This is a genomic window from Amycolatopsis sp. NPDC004625, assembly GCF_040609695.1.
Taxonomy (GTDB): domain Bacteria; phylum Actinomycetota; class Actinomycetes; order Mycobacteriales; family Pseudonocardiaceae; genus Amycolatopsis.
This window is the reverse complement of sequence record NZ_JBEXKX010000005.1, coordinates 125,922-141,527: the sequence shown is the minus strand read 5'-3', so window position 1 is coordinate 141,527 and position 15,606 is coordinate 125,922. Positions and strand designations below refer to the sequence as shown.

The 15,606-nt window shown below is 73.7% G+C and carries 13 protein-coding genes; 9 read left to right on the top strand and 4 right to left on the bottom strand.

Going from position 1 to position 15,606, the window contains the following annotated elements; genetic code table 11:
- The first annotated feature begins 67 nt into the window (after positions 1–67).
- Complete coding sequence (locus ABZW17_RS07775; RefSeq protein ID WP_354810798.1) at positions 68–1,303, top strand: MFS transporter; 1,236 nt, start codon at positions 68–70, stop codon at positions 1,301–1,303.
- A gap of 28 nt (positions 1,304–1,331) precedes the next feature.
- Here ABZW17_RS07775 and ABZW17_RS07770 read toward each other — a convergent pair whose 3' ends face one another.
- Together ABZW17_RS07770 and ABZW17_RS07765 are read right to left on the bottom strand one after the other, a co-directional pair.
- Positions 1,332–1,955, bottom strand: a complete 624-nt coding sequence (locus tag ABZW17_RS07770; RefSeq protein WP_354810796.1) for a helix-turn-helix transcriptional regulator — start codon at positions 1,953–1,955, stop codon at positions 1,332–1,334.
- 228 nt (positions 1,956–2,183) lie between these two features.
- Positions 2,184–3,077, bottom strand: a complete 894-nt coding sequence (locus tag ABZW17_RS07765) for a LysR family transcriptional regulator (RefSeq protein ID WP_354810794.1) — start codon at positions 3,075–3,077, stop codon at positions 2,184–2,186.
- An 84-nt stretch (positions 3,078–3,161) separates the two neighbouring features.
- Here ABZW17_RS07765 and ABZW17_RS07760 point away from each other — a divergent pair, with 84 nt between their 5' ends.
- The 5 genes from ABZW17_RS07760 (at position 3,162) to ABZW17_RS07740 (ending at position 8,432) form a co-directional block, all read left to right on the top strand.
- Entirely contained in the window at positions 3,162–4,367 is a 1,206-nt protein-coding gene (locus ABZW17_RS07760; RefSeq protein ID WP_354810792.1) for an MFS transporter, read from the top strand.
- Positions 4,364–5,014 carry an alpha/beta hydrolase gene (locus ABZW17_RS07755; protein WP_354810790.1) on the top strand — a complete coding sequence of 217 codons (651 nt, stop codon included), beginning with the start codon at positions 4,364–4,366 and terminating at the stop codon, positions 5,012–5,014. Before ABZW17_RS07760 ends, ABZW17_RS07755 begins: the two co-directional genes overlap by 4 nt.
- Before the next feature lie 9 nt (positions 5,015–5,023).
- The gene (locus tag ABZW17_RS07750) at positions 5,024–5,464 is read left to right on the top strand and encodes a hypothetical protein (RefSeq protein WP_354810788.1); all 441 of its coding nucleotides are present in this window, start codon (positions 5,024–5,026) and stop codon (positions 5,462–5,464) included.
- 79 nt (positions 5,465–5,543) lie between these two features.
- A complete protein-coding gene (locus tag ABZW17_RS07745; protein ID WP_354810786.1) occupies positions 5,544–7,103 on the top strand; it encodes a long-chain-fatty-acid--CoA ligase in 1,560 nt (519 codons plus the stop codon).
- Positions 7,104–7,286: 183 nt separating this feature from the next.
- Entirely contained in the window at positions 7,287–8,432 is a 1,146-nt protein-coding gene (locus tag ABZW17_RS07740; protein WP_354810784.1) for an MFS transporter, read from the top strand.
- 2 nt (positions 8,433–8,434) lie between these two features.
- Here ABZW17_RS07740 and ABZW17_RS07735 read toward each other — a convergent pair whose 3' ends face one another.
- Positions 8,435–11,266 carry an AAA family ATPase gene (locus ABZW17_RS07735; RefSeq protein ID WP_354810782.1) on the bottom strand — a complete coding sequence of 944 codons (2,832 nt, stop codon included), beginning with the start codon at positions 11,264–11,266 and terminating at the stop codon, positions 8,435–8,437.
- Between the two features lie 851 nt (positions 11,267–12,117).
- Here ABZW17_RS07735 and ABZW17_RS07730 point away from each other — a divergent pair.
- From ABZW17_RS07730 to ABZW17_RS07720, 3 genes are read left to right on the top strand one after another with little or no spacing between them, the layout of a single operon-like run.
- Positions 12,118–13,128 (top strand): ABC transporter substrate-binding protein, encoded by a 1,011-nt coding sequence (locus ABZW17_RS07730; protein ID WP_354810780.1) that lies wholly within the window; start codon positions 12,118–12,120, stop codon positions 13,126–13,128.
- Positions 13,129–13,187: 59 nt separating this feature from the next.
- Entirely contained in the window at positions 13,188–13,850 is a 663-nt protein-coding gene (locus ABZW17_RS07725; RefSeq protein ID WP_354810778.1) for a HEAT repeat domain-containing protein, read from the top strand.
- Positions 13,844–14,836, top strand: coding sequence for a MerR family transcriptional regulator (locus tag ABZW17_RS07720; protein WP_354810776.1), 993 nt, complete (start codon positions 13,844–13,846; stop codon positions 14,834–14,836). Before ABZW17_RS07725 ends, ABZW17_RS07720 begins: the two co-directional genes overlap by 7 nt.
- Positions 14,837–15,062: 226 nt before the next feature.
- Here the strand turns inward: ABZW17_RS07720 and ABZW17_RS07715 are convergent, their stop codons facing one another.
- Entirely contained in the window at positions 15,063–15,554 is a 492-nt protein-coding gene (locus ABZW17_RS07715) for a MarR family transcriptional regulator (RefSeq protein ID WP_354810774.1), read from the bottom strand.
- Between the last annotated feature and the right edge of the window lie 52 nt (positions 15,555–15,606).

Sequence of the window (15,606 nt, the reverse complement as noted above, 5' to 3'; positions counted from 1 at the left end):
GGTCCGGCGGCGGCGCGTGCCGATGCGCGCCGCCGCCGTTCTCCCGCGTGCTCCGAGGAGGCCGTTTATGAGTGCCGATCACGAAACCAGCCCCGCGAAGGACGTCGAGCCCCGGCCGTCGCCGTTCGCCCCGCTCCGGCGGCGCGGCTTCCGGATCCTGGTGGCCGGGCAGTCGCTGTCGACGCTCGGCGACATGGTCTACCTGGTCGCGCTCCCGTTCGTGATCCTCGGGGCCGGTTACGCGACGTCCGGCCTGAGCCTCACCCTCACCGGGTTCGGGGTGGCCCGCATCGTCACCGCGCTGCCCGGCGGCGCGCTGGCCGACCGGTTCGGGGCCCGGCCGGTGATGCTGGGCGCCGACCTGGCGCGGTGCGCGGCGCTGACCACGCTGACCGTCGCCGCCGCCCGCGGGGCGCCGGCGCTCGGCCACCTGGTCGTCGTGGGAATCGTCCTGGGCGCCTGCGAAGGCGCCCACATCCCCGCGTACCGCTCGATCACCCCGGCGCTCGTGCCGGACGCGGAACTGCCGGCGGCGAACTCCCTCGGCATCGCGTCGAACCTGTTCGCCAACGTGATCGGGCCGCCGATCGGGGGCGCCCTGGTCGCCCTGGTGGCGCCGTGGCCGGCGATCGGGGTCGACGCCGTTTCGTTCGCCGTGTCCGCGCTCGCCCTGCTGGCCATCCACCGGACCCCGGCGCCGGCCCGCCGCCTCCCGGCCGCCGGTTCCCTGTCCGGGTTCGTCCGTTCGTCGCCCCTGTACCGCACGGTCCTGCTCATGACGGCGGTGCTCGGCGCCTCGGTCGGCGGGACGCTGGAGGTGGCCCTGCCGGTCCTCACCGGCACCCGCCCCGACCTCGGCCCGGCGGGCTACGGCTGGCTGATGGCCGCACTGGGAGCGGGAATGCTGGGCGGCGGCGCCTCCGCCGGCACCCTGACCCACGGCCGCCGCCAGGGCCGCCTGGTCGTCACCACGCTGGCGATCAACGGCGGCCTGCTGGCCGCGGTCCCCCACGTCGGCGGCCTGCTCCCGACGGCGGCCACGATGGCCCTGATCGGCGCGCTCGACGGGGTGCTGGCCGTCCTGGTGATGACGGCGACCCAGCGCATGCCACCCCCGGGGTTGCTGGCCCGCGCACAGGGGTTGATCAGCCTGGTGACCTTCGCGATGTTCCCGCTGTCGGTCTCCCTGGCCGGCCTGGTCCTGGCCCGCTGGTCCCCGGCGGCGATGTTCCACCTCACCGGGGCCGGGTTCGCGATCGTGGCGGCTTGTGGCCTCGCCAGCCGGAGCCTCCGGCGCCTTTGACCGGTGGTGGGGCCGCGATCGCCGCGTCTCAGACGAGGCCGCGCCTGGCCGCCGCCACCCCGGCCTCGAAGCGGCTCGATGCGTGCAGCCGGTCGCACAGGGCCGTCACGCGCCGCCGGTACGTGCGCACCGAGATCTCCAGCCGGCGGGCCGCCTGTTCGTCCTTGAGACCGGCCGAAAGGCACCGCAGGATCCGCACCTCCAGCTGCGTCAGCTGCGGCGGCACCACGCCGGGCGGCGGCGCCGGGCGGGCCTGCTGGAAAGCCCACGCGACCACCGCGAGCACCGCCGGCGCGCGCAGGACCGTCCGGTCCTGCCGCTGGGGGAACACCACGGCAATCGAATCGACCATCGCCAGCCAGGTGGTCAGGCCCGGCAACATCCGCACTTCGACGCCCGGGAGATCCGCGGCGGGCGGCCGTTCGATCTGCAGCAGCTGCCCGGTCTGCGGGGATTCCCGCAACCACGACTCCTCCACCTCGTGCAGGCGGCCGAGGATTTCCCGGTCAGCGTGTTCAGCGCCGGCTTCGGGGTCGTACCGCCCCAGCACGTCGTCGACCGCGGCGTGCAGCCGCGCGGCGAGATCGGGACAGCCGGCCCGCTTGAGCGCCCAAGCGGTCTCCGCCGTGGGCACGTTCGCCTTCCCCAGCATCGATGCCCCTCCCCCCAAGCCGGATCGAGCGCCCCATTTCCTCGAAGATCGCCGCCGGTTTCGCGGGCAGCAAAAAGCACGAACCGCCCATAACGGTTTCCCGCAGTTCGCCGTGACCCCAGCCGATCGACGATCGTAACACCACACTGGCATATGCCGTCGACAATTCGTCGACAGCCCATCGACGCGATCTTTGTTCCGGAGAATGCGAACTCCTTTTGCGGCGGATCACATTCGCCGGGCGAGATCGTGGGCGACGTCGATCGCGATCTCCCGGGTCCGGAGCGCCAGTGGCGACTCGGTGCGCCCGGCCGGGCGGTACAGGGACAGCTCGCGGCTCGGCGACGGGGTGAGCGCGTGGATCGCGAGCTGGTCGTCGGACCACGCGTCGAGCGCGTGCAGGGCGAGCCACGGCAGCACCGCCCAGCCGATGCCCGCCCGCACCATCGACAGGATGGTTTCGTGGCCCGTGGTCCGGAACACGAACCGCGGCTGCGCCCCGGCGCGGGCGAGCGTGCGCTCCAGCCACCGCTGGTGGTGGGTGGGCGGCCAGGCGACCATCGGCACGTCGTCGAGCCGCCGCACCCGGACGGGGCCGGCCGGGACCGCGCCGGCCGCCGTCACCAGGAGGTACGGCTCGTCGAACAGTTCGGTGCGCTCGACGTCCCCGCCGACCGGGCCGTCGTGGAACAGCAGGTCGAGCTCGCCGATCCGGGGGTCCTCCGGCGGCACGTCGGCCAGCCGGATGTCGCAGCCGGGGTGTTCGTCGAGCAGCCGGCGGATGACGGGCGGCAGGATCAGGTTCGACACGCTCTGGAAGGTGCCGATGTCGATGCGGCCGTGGCCGGCGCGGAACCGGTCGACGGCGTCGGTCAGCGCCGCCGCCTTCGCCAGCAGTTCGCGGCCGTGCGCCAGGACCACCTCGCCGAGCGGCGTGATCCGGACCGGTTTCGGGCCGCCGGGCCGGTCGAACAGCGCCCCGCCGACGGCCTTCTCGAGTGCGGCGACCTGCTGGCTGACCGACGACTGGGTGTACCCGAGCCGCGCGGCCGCCTGCCCGAAGGTGCCTTCCTCGGCGATCGCGGCCATCGTCCGCAGGTGACGCAGCTCGTAGTCGGCCATGACGTCCGAGCATAAGCCACGGCGATCAGTTCGATCGGAAATCATCGCTTTTGGTGATGTCCGAGCCGACCTAGCGTCGAAGCCATGACGACTTCGACCGCCCCGGCCGCCCGGCCGCACCTCGGATTGCCCCCCTTCGTCCGGGCCCTCGCGGCCACGCACTTCGTCGGCCGCGCCGGCGGGGTGGTGCGGTCGTTCCTGGTGCTGTACCTGACGCAGGCACAGCACCTTTCGCCCGCGACCGCGGGCGCGGTGGTCGCCGCGGTCGGCGTCGGTGACATCGGTTCCCAGCTGCTCGGCGGCTGGCTGGGCGACCGGATCGGCCGGCGGAACACGATGCTGGCCGGGTTCGTCGGCGCCGCCGCGGCGCTCACCGCCCTCGGCTCGGCGGATTCGCTGCCCGGCATCTGGGTGGCCGCCGCCGGGGCGGGGCTGACGCTGGAGCTGTTCCGCCCGGCCGGGTCGGCCGCGGTGGCGGATCTTCCGGCGCCGCAGCGGATCCGCGCGTTCGGGCTGCTCTACTGGGCGGCCAACGCCGGTTTCTCGGTCGCCGCGGTGACGGCCGGGGTGCTGGCCCGGCACGGGTACGGGCTGCTGTTCTGGCTCAACGTGCTGACGTCGCTGGCCGCGGCGCTGATCGTCTGGTTCCGGGTGCCGGAAACCCGCCCGGCGGGGCCGGTGCGGACGCGGCAGGCGCTGCTGCCCGTCGTGCGACGCGACCGGCTGATGCTCGCGCTGCTGGCCGTCCACACCGGCTACTTCACGGTGTTCCTGCAGACGTTCACAACCTTGCCGCTGCTGATGACGGCCAGCGGCCTCGACCCGGCGACGTACGGCGCGGTGCTCGCCCTGAACGGGATCGTCGTGGTGGTCCTGCAGCCGGGGGCGGTCCGGCTGCTCGCCGGCCGCGACGGCAGCACGGTGTCGGCGGTCTCGATGCTGCTGGTGGGGCTGGGGGCCGGACTCGGCGCCGTGAGCCACGGCCTCGCCGGTTTCGCGGTCTCGGTCGTGGTCTGGACCCTCGGCCAGGTCGGGATCGCCGTCCGGTTCGGCGACACCTTCGCCGGCCTCGCCCCGGCCGAGCTGCGCGGCGGGTACCTGGGCCTCGCTTCGGCCACCTGGAGCGCCGGCGCGGTGCTCGGCCCGCTCGGCGGGACCGCGCTGCTCGCCCTCGCCGGCCCGACCGTGCTCGGCCCGGTCTGCGCAGCCGCTGGACTAGCGCTCTTCGCCGCCCAGCGCGCGCTCGGACCGGCCGTGCGCCGCCGAACCACGGAAAGGCCGATCCCGTGAGCACGTACGTCCTGATCCACGGCGCCGGCGACGGCGGCTGGTCCTGGCACCCGGTCGCCGCGCAGCTCCGCGGCCGCGGACACGAGGTGGTCGCGCCCGGCCTCCCCGACGCCCCGTCGGCCACCCTCACCGGCTACGCCGACGCGGTGGTCGAAGCCGTCGGCGACCGGCCGGACCGGGTCGTCGTCGGCCACTCGTTCGGCGGGTTCACCGCCCCGCTGGTCGCCGGCCGGCTCGGCGCCCGGCTACTGGTCCTGGTGGCCGCCATGATCCCGGCGCCCGGCGAACGGCCCGGCGACCGGGGACGCACCACCGGGTACCGCGAGGCCGTGCGGACCCACGACGACCCCTACGTCACCGTTTACCACGACGTGCCGCGCGCGCTCGCGGACGAGGCGATGGGCCGGGAACGGGCGCACCCGTCACCTGCCGCGATGGCGCAACCGTGGCCACTGGCGGCGTGGCCGGACGTCCCCACCCGGTTCGTGCTCGGCCGCGAGGACCGCTGCTTCCCGCCGGAGTTCCTGCGCGCACTGGCCGCCGGGCGGCTCGGCCTCGTCGCGGACGAAATCGCCGCCGGGCACTGCGTCGCGCTCAGCCGGCCCGGGGAGCCGGCCGCCCTCCTCGAGAGCCACCGGGCAGGCTAGGTTGCGCGCATGAGCCTTCTCGATGACGTGGCCGAGCGCGACGGCTGGCGGTGCTGGGTGTGCGACGAACCGGTCGACCCCGGGATGTCGGTGAACGACCCGCGGGGGCCCAGCGTCGACAGCCGGACCGCGGACCGGAAGGCCAAGCTCACCGAGCGGCTCGCGCACCGCGGGTGCAACACCCGCAAGGGCGCGGTCAAGGTGGTCATCCCCTGGCCGGACCGGCTGCACGTGGGCGACCCGGCGCCGCTGATCACGGTGGCCGGGCGGCTGGAGCGCAAGGGCGGGCGGGAGACGGTGGCCCGCTGCCCGACCGAGCCGGACGCCCGGGAGGCGGCGGACTGGCTGGTGGACCGGTTCTCGCGGCTGGTGCCCGGGCTGCCGGTCACCGCCGACGTCCAGGCGGGCGGCGGGCAGTTCCTGGTCGTCCTGGTCACCGGCCGCCGCTGACCGCCGCGGTGGACCACGCCCCCGCACCGTGCTAGAAGTAGAACGTGTTCCACTTCGGTCGCTGCCGGGAGGTCCGTGGATGAGCGTCCCGACGGTGACCGACCTGCTGCTGGCCCGCGTCGGGGACGACCGGCCGGGCCTGCGGTTCGAGGACGAGACGTGGTCGTGGGCCGAGCACGTCCGCGCGTCGGCGGGGCTGGCGGCCGGCCTCCGGGAGTCACTGGACCCGAACCGGCCGCCGCACGTCGGCGTCCTGGCCGACAACGTCCCGGCGTTCTCGGTGCTCCTGGGCGCGTGCGCGTTCGCCGGCGCGGTGCTGGCCGGGCTCAACCCGACCCGCCGCGGGGACGCCCTGGCCCGGGACATCCGGCTCGCCGACTGCCAGGTCGTGCTCGCCGAGCCGAAGTACCGGCCGCTGCTGGCCGGTCTGGACCTCGGCGGGGCCGACGTGCGGGACCTCGGTTCGTGGCCGGCGCCGCAGGATCCGATCGACCCGGTCCCGGCGTCGCCGGACGACCTGCTCATGCTGATCTTCACCTCCGGCACCAGCGGCGACCCGAAGGCCGTGCGCTGCACCCACGGCAAGATAGCGTTTCCCGGCGCGATGCTCGCGCAACGCTTCGGTCTGTCCTCATCGGACACGGTGTACGTCACGATGCCGATGTTCCACTCCAACGCCATCATGGCCGGCTGGGCCGTCGGGCTGGCAGCGGGCGCGGGCATCGCCCTGCGCCGCCGCTTCTCCGCGTCCGGCTTCCTGCCCGACGTGCGGAAGTTCGGCGCGACCTACGCCAACTACGTCGGCAAGCCACTGTCCTATGTGGTCGCGACGCCGGCTTGCCCGGACGACGCGGACAACCCGCTGCGTCTCGTCTACGGGAACGAAGGCGCGGCCGCGGACCTGATCGCGTTCGAGAGGCGCTTCGGCTGCAAGGTCATCGACGCGTTCGGCTCCACCGAGGGCGGCGTGGGGTTCGCCCGGACCGACGACACCCCGCCCGGGTCTCTGGGCCGGCCGGCCGCCGACGTGGCCATCCTGCACCCGGAGACCGGCCGGCCGTGCCCACCGGCCGAGTTCACCCCCGACGGCCGGCTGGCCAACGCCGCGGAGGCGGTCGGCGAACTGGTCAACACGGCGGGCGCGGGCTGGTTCGCCGGGTACTACCGCGACCCCGAAGCCGATGCGCAGCGCCTGCGCGACGGCCGGTTCCACACGGGCGACCTCGCGTACGCCGACGCCGAGGGCTACTGCTACTTCGCCGGCCGGCTCGGCGACTGGCTCCGCGTCGACGGCGAGAACCTCGGCACGGCCCCGATCGAGCGCATCCTGCTGCGCCACCCGTCGATCACCGACGCGGCGGTCTACGCGGTCCCGGACCCGGTGACGGGAGACCAGGTGATGGCCGCCATCGTCACCGCCGGCGCACCCCTGGACCCGGCGGCGTTCGGCCGCTTCCTCGCCGGCCAGCCCGACCTGGGGCCCAAACAGGTGCCGAGGTACGTGCGAACGGTCCAGGAACTGCCCCGGACGTCGACGTTCAAGGTGGTCAAGCGGCAGCTGTCCGCGGAGGGCCTGAACTGCGCCGATGCCGTGTGGGAACGCACGGGCCGGGACATCGCCTACACCACGGCCGGTTAGCCGGGCGGCTTCCTCGCGTGCCGATGCACGCCCATTCGCAGGGCCATCGGAACACCGCGGATCCGTTCAAAACCAACAAAACCTCGGACATCGGTCACCTGACGGATGTCTGGAAACCACGCATCCGAGAAACATTGCTTCACGGAGTTAACACCGCTCCGGCCTCGACGACGAGGAGGAGCGATGTCTCGTGCCACCACCACCGTCTCCACCCTGGTGATCTTCGTTCTCGCCGTCAACCTGCGGCCCGCCGTGACCAGCCTGGGTGCCGCCCTGCCGGACATCTCGGTCGCCGGGAACCTGGTCGGCGCCGTGCTCGTGGCCCTGCCGCTGTGGGCCATCGGGCTCGGAGGGTGGGCGACTCCGTGGCTGTGCAGCCGGTTCGGGCCGCACCGGACCGTCACCGTCGCCCTGATCGGGCTCGTGCTCTCGCTGGCCGGGCGGGTGCTCGGCGGGTCGGTCGAACTGCTGGTCGGGACCGCGCTCGCCTGCCTCTCCATTGCCGTGCTCGGGACCATGTTGCCGCTGCTCGCACAGGGTTCCGCCGCCTTCACCTTCGGGCTCGGGTTCGGGAGCACGGCCGGTGCGCTGGTCACGCCCACGGCCGTGATGTCGTCCTCGTGGCGCGTGGCGCTCGGGGTGTGGGCGACCGCGGCGCTGGTGGCCCAGCAGGTGTGGCAGCGCACCCCCGGCGAGTTCGGGTCGCCGCGGGCCGCGTCCGGGGCGGCGCCCGCCGCCGCGCTGACCATCCACTTCGGACTCATCTCGACGGTGACGTTCCTGGTCATGGGCTGGCTGCCCGGCATCCTGCGTGACGCCGGGGTCCCGCCGACCACCGCGGGCGCGTGCCTCGCGCTCTCGATGGCCATGGGGTTGCCGATGATGTGGCTGGTACCGGGCTGGACCCGCCGCTGGCGCAACCAGACACTCCTCGTCGTCGCACTGGCCACGCCGAACGTCATCGGGGTGACCGGCCTGATCGTCGCGCCCGCGGCCGCGCCGTGGCTGTGGGCCGCGGCCACCGGTACCGGCATGGGCGCGCTCGCCTTCGCCCTGACGACGGTTTCCCTGCGCAGCAAGGACAGTTCCCTCTCGTTGTCCGCGGTGGTCCAGGGCTTCGGGTACCTCATCGCCGGCTTCGGCGTGCTGGCCTGCGGCTGGCTGCACACCGGCACCGGCACCTGGCGGACGCCGTTGCTGCTGGTCCTCGCGGTCCTGCTCGGCCAGGTCCTCAGCGGGCACTTCGCCGTTTCGCGCCGGCCGACGTCGCTGGTGGCGCCCCCGCTTTCCCTGCCCCGCCAGGGAGGCGCGCCCGAGGTCGGGGTGTGACCTCAGCCGGAGGCGGACTGGTGCCGGGCCGCCTCCCGGGCGATGTCGATGCGCGAGTGCACCTCGAGCTTGGTGAGGATGTGCGAGACGTGCGTGCCGACCGTGCGCGGGGACAGGTAGAGGCGGGCCGCGATCTGCGGGTTCGACAGCCCTTCGACGACGAGCGCGGCGATCCTGCTCTCGGTGGGAGTCAGGCTGTCCCAGCCGCGCGTGGCCTTGCGGTGCTTCACCGTCGGGCCGCGGCGGATGCCGAACGAGCGGAACAGGGCACGCAGCCGCGCCACGTCCCACTGCGCGTCGAGCCCCGAGTAGAGGTCGATGGCGTGGGTGAAGGCGGCCCGCGCCGAGCCGCGGTCTTCCGTTCGCGCTTCGGCGAACGCGACCGCGGCGGCTTCCAGCGCCTTGGCGCGCGAGAGCGGGCGGCCGGCGTCGCGGTAGCCGTCGGCGGCCCGCAGCAGCATCGTGCCGTCCCGTTCGAGCAGCCCGCGGCAGTACAGGACGAGCGCGCGGCGGTGCGGCACTGCGGATTCGGCGCCGATCGCGCCCACCCGGGCCTCGATCTTCGCCGCGGCCCGCACGTCGCCGATCGCCGCGGCCAGCCGGGCGGCGTCCCCGAGCAGGTCCTCCCCCGTGTCTTCGCCGGCCGGCACGGCGGTCAGCACCGCGAGCGCCCGTTCCGGGGCGCCGGCGTGCTCGAACGCGAAACTCCGGGCCCGCACCAGGGGTTCCACGACTTCGTCGCCGATGTGCTGGGAGTACAGCGCCGCGACGTCGAGGTGCCGCCGGGCCGCGGCCGTCTCGCCGCGGTGGAAGTGGATGATCGCGGCGACCCCGTGGTCGCAGCACACCACGCTCGGCTCCTTGCGGTCGTCCGCCACGACCTCCACCTCGGCCAGCGCGTCGTCCCACCGGCCGGCGGCCAGCAGCAGCTGCCCGAGCGCGCTCTGCGCCTGGGCCAGCCGCGCGATGCTGCCGGTGCGGTCGGCCAGTTCCCGCGCCTGACCGGCGGCGGCGAGCGCGTCGGGGTAGCGGTCGAGCGCGCCGAAGGTGACCGACTGGTTGATGCGCAGCTGCAGTGTGAGGTCGATCAGCGCCGGATCGCCCCGCACGATCGCCATCGCGCGCTCGAACAACGGCAGCGCTTCGACCCACTCGCCCCGCGACATCGCGACCAGGCTCAGCACGTGCAGCGCCCACCCGGTCGCCCAGCGGTCTTCGGCCGGGCCGAGTTCGTCGAGGGCCGCGGTCGCGACCCGGCGCGCGGTGTCCATCTCCCCCACGTAGCGGTGCGTGCGCGCGATGAGCACGAGCAACCTCGCGCGGTGCCGCGCCAGCAGGCCGGGGTGGGCCAGTGCGTGCTTCAGCGCGGCCAGGTACTCGGCGGCCCGGCCGGTTCGCCCGCGGCACTGCACGACCGTCGTGTGCAGGTCGACGCGCACGTCGGGGTCGCGGACGCGGTCCAGTGCGCGGCAGGCGATCCGTTCGGCCTGGGCGATGTTGTCCAGCTGGTAGTAGGCGTCGGCCAGCCGGCAGGCCAGCGCGCCGGTGACGGCGTCGTCGAGCGGGGTGTCCCGCACCGCCCGGCGCAGCAGCGCGACGGCGACGACGGGCGCCTGGCCGATCAGCGGCATGGCCACTTCGAGCAGCCACTGCACGGCCCAGGCCGGTACCGGCACCCGGCTGTCCGTTGTGGACACCATCGGCAGCAGCTGCCGCGCGACCCGTTCGACCGGGGCCTTCGCTTCGGCCAGCGCCCACGCGGCGTCCTGGTGCCAGGCGATCCGCACCGCCGTCGGCATTTCGTCGTACAGCGCCCCGCGGATCAGCGGGTGCCGGAACTCCAGGTCGTCGCCCGCCGCCACCAGCACCCCGGCGGCGCGGGCCTCGTCGAGGGCCGGCAGCAGCGCAGCGAGCGGGGACTTCGTCACCGTCACCAGGTCCTCGACCGAGAAGCCGACGCCGAGCAGCGCCGCGGCCCGCAGCACGCCCAGCGTCGACTCGGAAAGGAAGCCGAGCCGGTCCGCGATCGCCTCCGGCAGGGAATCCGGTGTGGCCGCGCCGGTGAGCTCGACGACGCCCGAGGTGTCGACCTCCAGGCGTGAGCTCCGCGCCAGCGCGTCGACCAGTTCGGTGAGGTACAACGGGTTCCCGGCCGCGCCGTCGGCCAGCCGCGCCAGTTCGGCGCCCGGTTTCCCGCCGGCCAGTGCGGCCACCAGCTCGAGCACCGCCGGTTCCGCCAGCCGGCCCAGCCGCAGCCGCTCGCCCGCGCCGACGATCCGGAACAGCGACCGCAGGTCGTCGCGGCGCGGCACCGGGCGCAGCACGCCGACCAGGAGCAGCGGGAGCTGCCGGACCGAGCGGGCGAGCCGGCTCCACACCGCGACCGTGGTGCGGTCGGCCCATTGGAGTTCGTCGACGACCAGCACGGCCGGCTCGTCCTGGCAGAGTTCGTCCACCAGCGCGATCAGCTGTTCGGCGGCCGCGGCGGCGAGGTCGGCGCCCTTGCCCGCGACGGCGCCGCCGCCCAGCAGCTCGGAGATGGCGTCACGGCGGGGATCCCGCGTGACCGGCGTGATGTCGAGGGCGTCCAGCAGGGGCAGCAGCGGCAGCGCCTGGCCGAGTTCGTCGCCGGCGCCCCAGTACACCTGGCAGCCCGCCTCGGCGGCGGCCACGCAGGCGGACCGGACCAGCGCGGACTTGCCGATCCCGGGTTCGCCGTCCACCAGCACGGCGCGGCCCCGGCCGTCGGCGACGTCACCGATCCAGGTGACCAGCCGGGACAGCTCGCCGTCCCGGCCGACCAGCAGCTCTGCACCCTCCGTGAGCGGTCGCACACGGCGATTTTAGAAGTAAAACCTGTTCCCCAACAAGGGGCGGACCCGGTCAGGGCAGAACTTCTACCGTTAGTCGAGACTTAGGCTCGGGGAAACATCCCATTCGATAAATGCGCCGATTCGTGATCCCGGCGTGATTCTCCGGCCGGGCGGCAGCAGATCTTCGCCCGGTCACGACGGCCCGGACAAAGGCGTGGACGGCCCGGTTCCGCCCGGTGAAGTCCAGGACAGTCAAGGATGTCGGCCACGCATCCGCGGCCCGGAAACCGTTCCGGCCGCACCCGCCCGGCGTCGGCACGACCCGGTGTTCGACGTTTTCGACGGCGACTGGCCACCCTCTCGCCGCCCCGCAAACGACCTCGGCGCGAATACGGGCGGTGACGACGGCCGGATTCGGCCGGGCCAGATCGTCCTCCCCGAATTTGCCGCCGTCCCGTTGTTTTCCGCGCCGCCCGACGGCTTCGGGCACGTTTTCCGCACCCGTTCGGGCAAGTTCACGCTGTGTGACAGGCCGCTGGCAGGCTGGTCCAGACCAGCGATCCCCGCCGGGCGCCCCGCGACGGCCCCGGCCCGAATCCCCGGCCGAAGCGTTCCCGCGTCCGGAATCGGTGGCCCGCGATCATTCCGCCACCGCGATTCGTAGCACTCTCCGATACCCGGCGGTAAAGCGCAAGATCGTCGTTCTCGCACCCGTGCCGCCATTCTGGTGAAACCCTGCCTCCGGTCCACATCACGCATTGTCAAGTGCGGAACGGGTGCCTACAGTGGCCAGCTTGATGCCGGGAAGTGAATCACGCACTTCCGGACTGTTGGGTACACCCGACTCTCATCTCCTTCGAGGAGCATGCCTTGTGTTTGGAATCGCCAGGAGCCGTGGCCGTGCTCGGGCCCGCCACGCCGTCCTCGCCCTCGCGGCCGTCACGGCCCTGGCCGGCTGCGCCGCGCTCGGTTCGGAGAACTCGAAGACCTCGCCGGCCGCCGGCAGCCTGGAGAAGGCGACCCTGAAGGTCTCCATCCTGCCCACCACGGACCTGGGACCGTTCTGGCTGGCCCAGGACAGCGGTTACTTCCAGGCCGAGGGCCTCACCGTCGAGTCCGTCGTCGCCGCCAGCGGCCAAGCCTCGCTGGCGAAGGCGATCTCGGGCGAGGCCGACATCGCGTTCTCGACCTACCCGCCGTTCTTCACGGCGCGGAGCACCGGCGCCGCCGACATGGAACTGGTCGCCGACGCGACCTCGGTCAACCCGAAGTCGAATGCGATCGTCACGGTTCCGAAATCGCCGGTGAAAACAATCTTCGACCTGGCGGGCCGGAAGATCGCGATCACCGCCAAGAACACCGCTTCCGATCTTCTCACGCGCTCGGTGATGCAGGACCACAACGTCGATTACGGCAAGGTGAAATGGGTGCTGATCCCGCTGCCGAACATCGCCGCGGCGCTGGAGCAGGGTGACGCCGACGCCGCTTACCTGCCCGAACCGTACGTCACGCAGGCCGCGAAGACGGCCGGCGCGATCCCGGTGGTCGACATCAACACCGGCGCGACCCAGGACTTCCCGCTGACCGGCTACGGCGCGACGAAGACGTGGGTGCGGGAGCACCCGAAGACGCTCGCCGCGTTCCAGCGGGCGATGCAGAAGGCCACCCACGAGGCGCTGATCGACCGGGCCAAGGTCGAGCCGCTGCTGGTGCGGTTCGCCAAGATCGACGAAGACACCGCCAAGCTGCTCACCCTGCCGGGCTACGGCTCGATCCTGGACTCCCGGCGCCTGCAGCGGGTCCCGGACCTGCTCCTGCAGCTCGGCGCCATTCCGTCGCCGATCGACGTCAACTCGATGATCGCGCCCCAAGCCGGGAGATGACCGGCGCCACCCCGCGCTTGACCTTGACACTGTGACAAGGTCTTCACTGCGGGGAGGAGGTGGTCACCATCATCACGCAGTTGCTCGACGCGCTCGGTGCCGGGAATTCGTCGGTCCGGCTCCGGGCCGCGCTGGCCGCCGGCACCCGGCCCGACCCCGGGCTCGCCGGCGCCCTCGTGGCCCGGTGCGCGGTCGAACCGGACTTCTTCGTGCGCGACATGCTCACCTGGGCCCTGACCCGCCTGCCGGCGGAGGTCACCGTGCCCCGGCTCGTCGCGGAGCTCCGGTCCGGCCGCGCGCAGGCCCGCAGCCAGGCGCTGCACACGCTGTCCAAGATCGGCGACCCGACGGTGTGGCCGGCGATCACCCGCTCGGTGCTGCACGACCCCGACGACGAGGTCGCCCGCAGCGCCTGGCGGGCCGCGGTCGTCCTCGCACCCCCCGACGCGCGGGACGGCTTGGCCGCGGACCTGGCGCAGCAGCTCGGCCGGGGTGACCGGACGGTGCAGCTGAGCCTGAGCCGGGCTCTCGTCGCCCTCGGCGAGGTGGCCGAGGACGCCCTGCGGCCGGGGCTGGCGAGCCCGGACGAGGGCGTACGCGCGCACGCCCTCGCCACGCAACGGCTTCTGGAGGACCCGGACGCCGGGTTCGACCTGGCCGTCGACGAGGCGCGGCGGATCGTCGCGCTCGGGCCGGAACGAGCCGCGGAGACGGCGTGCTGATCGGCGAGGTGGCCCGCCGGTCCGGGGTGAGTTCGCGGATGCTGCGGCACTACGACTCCCTCGGGCTGGTGCGGCCGACCGGCCGCACCGTCGGCGGCTACCGCGAGTACTCCGAGGCCGACATCCGGCGGATCTTCCACGTCGAAGGGCTGCGCTCGCTGGGGATGTCGCTGCGGCAGGTCGCCCGGGCGCTGGCGGATCCGGCGTTCACCCCGGCCACGCTGGTCGGCGACCTCGTCCGGCGGACCGAGGACCGCCTTCGGCGGGAACAGGAACTGCTCGACCGGCTCCGGGCGATCGACGCCTCGGAGCCGGCCGGCTGGGACGGTGTCCTGCACGTCGTCGAGCTCCTGCACGGGCTCGACTCGCCCAGCCCGTCACGCCGGCAGCAGGCCGCCCTCACCCCGATCGAGGACGTGCCGCTGCTGGCCCGCGCGGTGCTGTCGGAGGCGAACCCGAACGTCGCGGGCGCTTTGCGCTGGGCCCTGGCCCGCGCGGGCGCCGACGGCGTCGCGGGCGTGGCGGCCGGGATGAGCTCGGCCGACGCGGCCGTCCGGCGGCGCGCGGTGCTGGCGATCGCCGAACTGCCGGGCGACGAGGCCACCGCGGTCCTCGCCGGCGCCCTCGACGACCCGGACGGCGACGTCCGGCGGCACGCCGCACTGGCCGCCGGCCGGCGCGGCACGACCGAGGCCGTCCCGGTGCTGGTCGCCATGGTGGCCGCGGGCACCAACGACGTCGAAGCGGCGGAAGTGCTGGGCACGCTGGCCCTGGATCCCGGTCAGGGACAGCGGATCCTGGACGCGCTGGCCGGGGAACTCGCCGCGGGCGCCGCGGTGCGGATCCGGGTGGCCCAGGCGCTCGCCGAACTCCCGGGGACCCTCGCGCACCCCCTCCTGCGGCAGCTGGGCGAGGACGAGGACCGGGCGGTCGCCCTCATCGCGTCGGCCCTCGCGGACGCGCTCGGCGGGCGGCCCGGGCCGTGACCGGTGCGCCGGTCTCGGGCAGCCGGCCCGCCGGACCGGTCACGACACCGACGCGGCAGGCTCCCCGCACGGCTTCGGCGATGTCGCGCACCACGGGCAGCGCGTCGTCCCCCGGCGGTTCGGCCGCCGCCAGGCGATCGGCACCGGGTGCAGCTTGAACACCGGCTCGACGAGGTCGTGGGCGAGGCCGGCCCCCGTCCGTCCAGCGACCGCCGATGTCGTTCCGTCACTCGCGGGCGTCGAGGAGCTCCGTCGGCAGCCCGAGGTTTTCGACGATCCGCGCCACGGCGTCGCCGAGCCGGACGAAGTCCTCGCCCAGGGGGTCGGCCACCAGCCGGCGCACCGTCGCGACGTGGGCGGGCGCGGACGCCGCGAGGTGCGCGCGGCCGGCGTCGGTCAGCGTTGCGGTCGTGAACCGGCGGCCCTGGCCGGTGCAGACCCTGCGCGTCACCCAGCCCCGGTCCTCCAGGCGCGCGACCGCGTGCGAAATCCGGGGTAGCGATCCGTTGGCCATCTCCGCGATCTCGCTCATCCGCAGGGTTTCCTCCGGCGTGGCCGACAGCCGGGCCAGGATCATGTAGCCCAGCAGCGTCAGGTCGGCGTCGCGCAGCAGCTGGCTTTCCAGCGCGCCCGGCAGCGTGAGCAGGACCTTGGCCAGGGTGATCCACGCCCGTCGTTCGTCTTCGCCGAGCCAGCGCACGGGCTCCTCTTCGCTCACGCCTTGACTTTAACACGCAACCCAACCTACCGTTTGGGTTGAACACGCAACC

Excerpts from the sequence above, each read along its gene's own strand:
- ABZW17_RS07775 (WP_354810798.1), top strand. The coding sequence starts at position 68 with ATGAGTGCCGATCACGAAACCAGCCCCGCGAAGGACGTCGAGCCCCGG.
- ABZW17_RS07750 (WP_354810788.1), top strand. The coding sequence starts at position 5,024 with ATGAGCCTTCTCGATGACGTGGCCGAGCGCGACGGCTGGCGGTGCTGG.
- ABZW17_RS07740 (WP_354810784.1), top strand. The coding sequence starts at position 7,287 with ATGTCTCGTGCCACCACCACCGTCTCCACCCTGGTGATCTTCGTTCTC.
- ABZW17_RS07770 (WP_354810796.1), bottom strand. The coding sequence starts at position 1,955 with ATGCTGGGGAAGGCGAACGTGCCCACGGCGGAGACCGCTTGGGCGCTC.
- ABZW17_RS07745 (WP_354810786.1), top strand. The coding sequence starts at position 5,544 with ATGAGCGTCCCGACGGTGACCGACCTGCTGCTGGCCCGCGTCGGGGAC.
- ABZW17_RS07760 (WP_354810792.1), top strand. The coding sequence starts at position 3,162 with ATGACGACTTCGACCGCCCCGGCCGCCCGGCCGCACCTCGGATTGCCC.
- ABZW17_RS07765 (WP_354810794.1), bottom strand. The coding sequence starts at position 3,077 with ATGGCCGACTACGAGCTGCGTCACCTGCGGACGATGGCCGCGATCGCC.